The 8,213-nt window shown below is 33.2% G+C and carries 7 protein-coding genes; 4 read left to right on the top strand and 3 right to left on the bottom strand.

The window, feature by feature from the left end; translation table 11 throughout:
* Positions 1-704 (bottom strand): IclR family transcriptional regulator (locus tag ACFX4N_RS30310; RefSeq protein WP_377263728.1); only part of this gene is annotated, 704 nt, incomplete at its 3' end.
* Between the two features lie 196 nt (positions 705-900).
* On the opposite strand from ACFX4N_RS30310, the gene ACFX4N_RS30305 reads away from it, so the two are divergent.
* Both ACFX4N_RS30305 and ACFX4N_RS30300 read left to right on the top strand, forming a co-directional pair.
* A complete protein-coding gene (locus ACFX4N_RS30305) occupies positions 901-2,343 on the top strand; it encodes an amino acid permease (RefSeq protein WP_377263726.1) in 1,443 nt (480 codons plus the stop codon).
* Between the two features lie 710 nt (positions 2,344-3,053).
* Positions 3,054-3,479, top strand: coding sequence for a MaoC family dehydratase (locus tag ACFX4N_RS30300; RefSeq protein WP_192101355.1), 426 nt, complete (start codon positions 3,054-3,056; stop codon positions 3,477-3,479).
* A gap of 600 nt (positions 3,480-4,079) precedes the next feature.
* On the opposite strand, the gene ACFX4N_RS30295 is transcribed toward ACFX4N_RS30300, so the two are convergent.
* Positions 4,080-4,502 (bottom strand): MerR family transcriptional regulator, encoded by a 423-nt coding sequence (locus ACFX4N_RS30295; RefSeq protein WP_097813485.1) that lies wholly within the window; start codon positions 4,500-4,502, stop codon positions 4,080-4,082.
* Positions 4,503-4,738: 236 nt separating this feature from the next.
* Between ACFX4N_RS30295 and ACFX4N_RS30290 the strand changes: the two genes are divergently transcribed.
* Complete coding sequence (locus tag ACFX4N_RS30290) at positions 4,739-5,860, top strand: NADH-dependent flavin oxidoreductase (protein ID WP_192101356.1); 1,122 nt, start codon at positions 4,739-4,741, stop codon at positions 5,858-5,860.
* A gap of 373 nt (positions 5,861-6,233) precedes the next feature.
* On the opposite strand, the gene ACFX4N_RS30285 is transcribed toward ACFX4N_RS30290, so the two are convergent.
* Complete coding sequence (locus ACFX4N_RS30285) at positions 6,234-7,175, bottom strand: aldo/keto reductase (RefSeq protein WP_192101357.1); 942 nt, start codon at positions 7,173-7,175, stop codon at positions 6,234-6,236.
* A gap of 161 nt (positions 7,176-7,336) precedes the next feature.
* Between ACFX4N_RS30285 and ACFX4N_RS30280 the strand changes: the two genes are divergently transcribed.
* The gene (locus tag ACFX4N_RS30280) at positions 7,337-8,008 is read left to right on the top strand and encodes a TetR/AcrR family transcriptional regulator (RefSeq protein ID WP_301264706.1); all 672 of its coding nucleotides are present in this window, start codon (positions 7,337-7,339) and stop codon (positions 8,006-8,008) included.
* The last annotated feature ends 205 nt before the right edge of the window (positions 8,009-8,213 follow it).

The raw sequence follows: 8,213 nt of genomic DNA, 5'->3' as shown, positions 1-8,213 counted from the left end.
GCATCTTTCACACTATCAATAAGAGTATCTAATCTGTCTTGATTAATACTATTGCTAGTTACACCTACACTTAATGCTCCTACTACTTTATTGTTAAATCCTATAATAGGGGCGGCAATGGATGCAGTTCCCTCTGTTTTCTCTCCATAACTCACCGCATACCCTTGATTTCTAATGTTTACTAGTTGTTCTAAAAAAGTTTGCTTTTGCTCTGGCGTTAAAAAAGGATATCCGTTAATAAGTTGATGGCTTTCATCTGATTTCATCTGAGCTAACATAATTTTATTAGGAGCTCCTATATGAAGAGGAATTTGTTCGCCTAGATTATCAATAACCCGGACTTTTAATGGACTATCAATTCTTTCGATAATAGTAGAATACGTACCATTTAACACACTTAAGTAAACACTCTCTTCAACTTCATAAGCTAATCGTTCCATGCTTTCTTTTGCAACGATTCTAAAGTCTACTCTTTCTAATTGTCTCAATCCTATTTCCATCCAGATTGGACCTAATGTATAGTGTTTTGTTTCTGGGATTTGCGAGACAAGCCCATTCTTCATTAAAGAATTAAGTAGCCGATGAACTGTACTAATAGGGAGAGAAGTTCGTTCCGTTATCTCGGAGATGGACCAATAATCTTTTTTATCACAAGAGTCTAGTATTTGAATGATATCTACAGCTCGATCAATGGATTGTACCATAACTTACCTCAACTTTAATTTTAGTTTTTAGTACTTGATTAAATATGAATTTAACAAAGTTTTTCAATCAAATCAACTAAATTTTCCGAATAAAAAAATAAATAAAACAAGATATTGACTTTTTCGTTTAGTTATCTGAAAATTAAATATAATTCCGTATTGTGGAACTAATTCCACTATTCGGAAAACATAATGTATGAAAGTGAGGAGCACGATGACAAATTTTGATGATAAAAATACTGAGTTAAGGCGGACGATGAAGAGTAGACATTTGTTTATGATTGCACTTGGCGGTGTAATAGGAACAGGACTATTTAATGGCTCTGGATTCATTATTGGCCAAGCCGGACCAGGTGGATCTGTACTTGCTTTTATGATAGGCGGATTATTAATGTACTTTGTTATGTTATGTCTTGGTGAGCTTGCTGTAGCTATGCCTAGTTCAGGCTCATTTCAGGAATATGCTACGAAGTTTATTAATCCTGCTACCGGATTTACGATTGGATGGTTGTATTGGTTTAGTTGGGCCAACAGTGTAGGGCTCGAATTTACAACTGCAGGTATGACCATGCAACGTTGGCTTCCTGGAGTTCCTGTCTGGGTTTGGTGTTTAACTTTTGGAGTTACCATCTTTGTCATTAATGCACTATCCGCAAGAAGTTATGCGGAAACAGAATTTTGGTTTTCAAGTATAAAGGTATCAGCTATTGTTGCTTTTATCATTCTTGGAGGCGCAGCCATGTTTGGATTAATTGACTTAAAAGGAGAAGAATCTGCTCCACTTTTATCTAATTTTACAAATAACGGGGGACTATTTCCCAACGGTGTTGGTGCAGTACTGTTAACTCTAGTCACAGTTAATTATTCATTTCAAGGCACAGAGCTGGTTGGAATTGCTTCTGGAGAAAGTGAAGATCCAGCAAAAACTTTACCAGGTTCAATTAGAAATATTATTTGGAGAACGATGGTGTTCTTTGTTTTAGCCATATTTGTTCTTTCAGCCTTAATCCCTTGGGAACAGGCAGGATTAGGAAAGAGTCCATTCGTTGTAGTGCTAGATAACATAGGAATTCCTTATGCAGCTGATATTATGAATTTCGTTATCCTTACAGCTCTTCTTTCCGTAGCTAACTCAGGCTTATACGCTGGAACTAGAATGCTTTGGTCTTTGTCTAAAAATGACATGGCTCCAGCTTTTCTAAAAAAATTATCATCACGTGGAATACCTCTATACGCGTTAATTATGACAATATCTGTTTCTGCTCTTTCGCTTTTAACAAGTGTTTTTGCAGCTGAAACTGTTTACCTTTGGTTAATTTCAATCTCTGGATTTATTACAATTACTGTGTGGATGTCAATTTGTGCTTCTCAGTATTTTTTCCGTAAACATTATCTTAATAAAGGCGGGAAGCTAGAGGATTTAAAGTTTAGAACTCCCCTCTATCCGTTTGTTCCAATTGCCGGATTTGTTATATATGGCATCATTCTCATAAGTCTTTTCTTTATTCCAGCACAGAGACTAGGAATCTACTGTGGTGTACCATTAATTCTTGCTTGTTATGTTTTTTATTATGTAAAAGTTAAAAGAAAAATCAATACGAACAGTAAGAGCAAGAACGAAATGAGCAAAACAAGTTAATTCATTTAAATTAATCCTTTATAAGACACATTTAAAATAATATGAAAACGCTTTATTTCCTTGTTTTATTGGGTAGAGAACAATATATTTAGAGATGAATGTTACCTCTACATGTAACAACTTAAAAGGAAGGCTAGTTTATGTAAAAGGATTTAATATGACATATCTCAACAGATTATATACTTAGAGGACTAGCTATCAATGTTATATATTTATAGAAATGGTAATAAAATACGGATGTAAAGCACTGCATAAAAACTGATTTTATCCCCTTCAAATATAGTGTAATCTCTATTTTACTGAAGTTGATGATATATTATATTTGAAGGGTTTTTCTTTGACTAAAAAGAACAAACAATTTAGCAATGAAGTAGGGTTTTAAATATGAGATGTATTCTTTAAGTAGTAATAAATTAGATAAAATTATGCATTTACACTCCATAAAAAATAAACCCAAACAGATAGTTCGCGAGATAAAAGTCCATAAAAGTATACTTTTATGAACTTTTTCAAATCAAACATATCCTCTTTCTCTTTAATCTTTTTAAGCTAATTGTAAGTTAACAAAAGGTTGGGCTAATGGATGTAATGTGGTTACGTAAAAACATTATCATTCTTTTCATATTGTGTACTTACTTAACTTGATGAGGATGCAATACTAAACTAATATAAACAAGTACAACATTGATTTTTAAATAAGAGGTGTATCTATGAAGCTAGAGGATTTTACAATTGGGCAAGTATTTAAAACCAAATCCTTTAAATTAACAAAAGAAGAGATTATGGGATTTGCAGAAGAGTTTGATCCTCAATATATGCATTTAGATGAGGAAAAAGCGCAACAAGGGAGATTTAACGGAATAATTGCTTCTGGAATCCATACCATTGCCCTTTCATTTAAACTTTGGATTGAAGAAGGTATGTATGGGAATGATGTTATTGCTGGAACTGAGATGAACAATATTAAATTTATAAAACCTGTTTATCCGGAAGATGAATTACATACTATTGTAGAAGTTATTGACAAAAAAACGAAAAATAACGAAACTGGAATCCTTACTGTCCTATTGTCTACTTACAATAATAAAGAACAAAAAGTATTTGAAGGTGACTTGTCTGTACTGATTAAAAAATAAGATTTTATCAAATTAAGTAAAATGCTCTCTATATATTTTTTTGGTATAGTCCAAATTATAAATATCCTTTTTGAGGTATTAAAAGAAGCCTTATAAATTTTATAATCACTTAAGTTTAATGTACTTTTAATAAGAAGAATATTATCTGAAGTGTATGGTTAATCTCTTTTATATTAAGCAATAAATAAATAAACTCTATTACAAAAAATAACTGCAAATCCATTCTAACTTCTCTTTATAACAGGACTATTTCAGAGAAGTTACAACATATTTATAAAAGGTGCGCTTTTTATATGTTCTTGTTTCTTCCAACTATCCAAAGAACGTAGTCATAAAAAGTTACATAATACGGCAAAAGAATCCTTGGTGGAAGCTTACTGCACCAAGGGTTTTTTTGCCTTCTTAGTTCCGGAAAGAGTGATTATGTTAACTCAAGATGTGTATCATATACGAACTAAAAATAGAAAAAACGACTGATGGAAACGGGGCTATTTTTCTACTTTAAATGCCTAATATATTAAGTTATGACACCGAATGAAATAAAAAAGACTGTCTATTGACAGTCTTTTTTGAAATTAAACCAGCACCCGTTAGCGTACATTAATTCTCAATCTTAACCTCCAGACCGTGACATTTAAAATTATAATTAGGATTTTTTCTAACTTCTTCTTTCTGAAGTTCATACATGGCTATTTTATAGTTTATTTCTTCCAAGTGTTTTACGCTTTCTTCAATTTTCTTCTGCACTTCCAATTTATGCTGTATCAACATTTCTTCTCTTTGCAAGAAAGTAGTATTTCCTGCTACATAAAGGTCCTTATATTCTTTTATCTTAGAAATAGGCATTCCTGTCTCTCTGAGACAAAGAATAAAAGAAATCCAATCGATATGTTGTTCGTTATAAACTCTACGACCTCTTTCATCACGAGATACATTTGGCAGTATCCCTTGCTCTTCATAAAATCTAAGTGTCTTTGCAGATATATTTAAGTTCTCCACTACATATTTCATTGAATACAACATTACTCACCCCACTTTCAGTTACAGTTACTGTAACTGAAAATATATCATAAAGGCGAAATAAAAACAAAAATCCTTTATATAATCATATAAAAATTAACGCTTGACTTACCCTAACGTTAACCACTTACACTAAAGTAGAACTTCTAATAGGGATAGTTGTAACGGCTCAGAATAGTAATAATAGTAGTCCAGATTAACTCTACATTAGAAGAATATTCGATAGAGAGGTTAAAGAAATGAATCAAAAATACAGTAGGTTATTTGAATCCTTCACATTCAGAAGTGGAATAACAATTAAGAATAGAATCGTTATGGCACCTATGACAACCTGGTCAAGTAATGACGATCTTACCATTTCGGATGACGAAGTAAAGTATTACAAACAAAGAGTGAATGGAGTAGGACTCGTCATTACAGGGTGTACTCATGTTACACCTAATGGGCAAGGTTTTACGAATGAATTTGCTGGATACAATGATGAATTTACTCCAAGTTTACGAAAATTAGCTGATGCAGCGAAAAGTGGAGGCTCACCTGCGGTACTTCAGATTTTTCATGCAGGTAATAAAGCCCTGCCTGGATTGGATGCAGTTAGTGCAAGTACATTGCAACCCGAAGTTACTAATTTAGGTTCAACTTCAGAAACAAGAGAACTATCACATGAGGAGATCTTGTCGATTGTACGTGCTTTTGGAGACACAACAAGACGAGCGATTGAAGCCGGATTTGATGGCGTCGAAATTCATGGGGCTCATGGATTTTTGATACAGAATTTTTGGTCGCCAGCAACGAATCAACGGACGGACCAATGGGGAGGATCACTTGAAAATCGCTTGCGTTTTCCGTTGGCGATTATTGAAGAAATCAAAAATGTCATTGAAAAACATGCTACAAAACCATTCATTTTAGGATACCGATTTTCACCTGAAGAATCCTCCAAAGAGGACGGATTACGTATGAAAGACACGTATGAATTAATTAATTTCCTTGTTGAACAGGATTTAGATTATATACATGCTTCATTAGATAATGTGTCTTCAAAGCCAGTAGATAGTCAAGATGAAAAAACACGGATTGAATTGATTCTTGAAAAAGCAAACGGTAAGGTACCAGTATTGGCTGCTGGTTCCATGGTAACTCCAGATGATGCTCTTAAAACTATGGAATTAGGATTGCCGTTAGTTGCCATTGGGCATACGTTAATTATGAACCCTGATTGGGTAGAAAAGGTCGCAAATGGACGTGAAGCTGAGATAGCTTCTGAGTTGAATGTTTCGAAACTAGACCAGCTTAATATTCCAGAAAAACTATGGAATGTTATTCAAGCAATGCCAGGTTGGTTTAATATTGGTAAATAAAAAGTCAAAGGTTTTACTTTTTGCATCTTTTGTTTTTCTATTAAGTTTATTGTCATTAACTTATTTAGTTGTATTAGCCTTTATACTTAATTTCTAAAAAATACTTAAAGTAAATAAGCAGCTATAAGGATCTTCTAACGAAAGATCCTTTTTTAGTGCCGATAACAGGTTTTATGTTAACTATAAACGTATACTTTATTGAACACTCTTCACTCATAGAATTAATTTACACATATAGATCTTACCTTTTCCCTCTCTTGATAATGTCTTTATTTAATTTTTAAATACCTAAAACACCTTGTCTCTTTATATTAAGACAAGGTGTTTCTCTAAGTACCAAGGTAAAGGGTTAAGCATTATATACCATATTTTTTCAATAACGTCGACCATGTACGGCACTCTCTGGGCTGACTGCTTCAAGCTGTGCCAATTCTTCTTCTGTAAGTTTAATGTTTATTGCTTTAACATTTTCCTCTACATAATTTACTCGTTTTGTTCCTGGAATTGGTAATGCACCTTTGGCTATTGTCCAAGCTATTGCAAGTTGGGAAATGGTAACATTCTTTTCCTTTGCAACTTCCTTCAGTTTCTCCACAATATCAACATTTTTTTGGAAGTTATCGCCTTGGAAACGTGGTAAATGTCTGCGAATATCATCAGATGCAAGATCCTCAAATCTACGTAATTCTCCTGATATAAATCCTCTACTTAGGGGGCTGTATGCTACATGAGTAATACCTAATTCTTTAACGGTCGGAAGTATTTCTTCTTCAATATCTCGACTCCAAAGGGAGTATTCTGTTTGTAATGCAGATATTGGATGAACGGCATGTGCACGTCGAATAATATCTGCCTCTGCTTCAGAAAGTCCAAGATAACGAACTTTTCCTTCCTTAACTAAATCAGCCATAGCTCCAACTGTTTCTTCAATAGGAACGTTAGGGTCTACTCGATGTTGATAATATAAATCAATATAATCAAGCCCCAAACGTCTTAAACTCTCGTCAACGGCCTTCTTTACATAATCCGGATGTCCTCCAACAAACTCCCAATTAGCTCCAAATCCAAATTTAGTAGCGACAATAGCCTTTTCTCTATGTCCAGCTAATGCTTTACCAAGGAGTTCTTCATTATGTCCGTTACCATAAGTGTCAGCCGTATCGAGTAAAGTCACTCCAAGTTCCATGGCACGGTGGATGGTTTTTATAGATTCTTCGTCATTTATAGTACCGTAGATTCCTGGAGACATCCCCATAAGACCTAATCCGATAGATGAAACCTCTAAATCACTATGACCTAATTTTCTTGTTTTCATATTATAACCTCTCTTTTAAGGTAGTAATTTAACTGCATAGCTAGTTTAACACTTAAAATAATACAAAGTAAACAAAAAAGATGTTTTTTGTATATCTTGTTTACTTTGTATTAGTGAATAGTGTTTTTTGGTATAATAGTAAGCAATGAGGAGGAAATAAGGTGACTCATGAAAATACAACGACTCAAAAATTTAGACAAACACAAGATAAACTTATTCTAAAGTTGATGCCAAGCATCAGAAAAAATGGATTTCAGACATTACGGATGGATGATATTGCAAAAATCATGGACATAAGCAGAGCAACTTTATATAAGTATTTTCCCAACAAGGAAGATCTATTTCATAAAGTGACAGATGGTTTTGTTCAATATCTTAATGATATGATCAAAGATTTACCTAAAGAAGAAACTTTGTATATAACAAAGTTCCAACAATTGTTTGAACAATCCGTTTCACTTGCTCTTTTTATTACGGATGATTTTCTTGATGAACTTCAACATGCGTATCCGTCAATGTATGATAAATTATGGGAAACAATTCAGTTTCGCGAAAAGCAGTTGTTGATTTTTTATAATGAAGGTATGGAGAGTGGTATCTTTAATAAAATCAATGGAAGACTGTTAATCCTACAGGATAAGATGTTATTTACTATGTTAGACCCAATATATTTAATGAAAAACCAACTGACTATTGAACAAATGCTTTTTGATTTTTATCAGTTAAGAAAATTGCAGTTGTTTAAACCTGAGAGCATTTCTACGATCGATGACTCCTCTATAATGTCTAGAATCGATCATCTGTCCAAGAAAGCTGCCAATGTTTTATTATAAGTATCTAAATAGTAACTCATCTTTTTTGTTAGGATTCATTAGTTATTACCTAAAGAAATCAGCACTTTTGTAATAAATGGGCGGGTAAGTTTCAAAGTAATACAAAAAGAGAAGGTCTTTAATAGGGCCTTCTCTTTTTGTACCTAGAATTGGTTTTATATTGAGTAAATAGTAAAGTATTTATTAAAAATAATTAGTTTAACCA

Source organism: Priestia sp. YIM B13551 (assembly GCF_042787905.1).
In the GTDB taxonomy this organism is placed as follows: Bacteria; Bacillota; Bacilli; order Bacillales; family Bacillaceae_H; genus Priestia.
Note: the sequence above shows the minus strand (reverse complement) of the source record. Positions and strands in the feature narration are given on the sequence as shown.

What these genes read in the sequence shown, in the direction of transcription:
- ACFX4N_RS30305 (WP_377263726.1), top strand. Translation starts at nt 901, where the DNA reads ATGAAAGTGAGGAGCACGATGACAAATTTTGATGATAAAAATACTGAG.
- ACFX4N_RS30285 (WP_192101357.1), bottom strand. Translation starts at nt 7,175, where the DNA reads ATGAAAACAAGAAAATTAGGTCATAGTGATTTAGAGGTTTCATCTATC.
- ACFX4N_RS30295 (WP_097813485.1), bottom strand. Translation starts at nt 4,502, where the DNA reads ATGTTGTATTCAATGAAATATGTAGTGGAGAACTTAAATATATCTGCA.
- ACFX4N_RS30300 (WP_192101355.1), top strand. Translation starts at nt 3,054, where the DNA reads ATGAAGCTAGAGGATTTTACAATTGGGCAAGTATTTAAAACCAAATCC.
- ACFX4N_RS30290 (WP_192101356.1), top strand. Translation starts at nt 4,739, where the DNA reads ATGAATCAAAAATACAGTAGGTTATTTGAATCCTTCACATTCAGAAGT.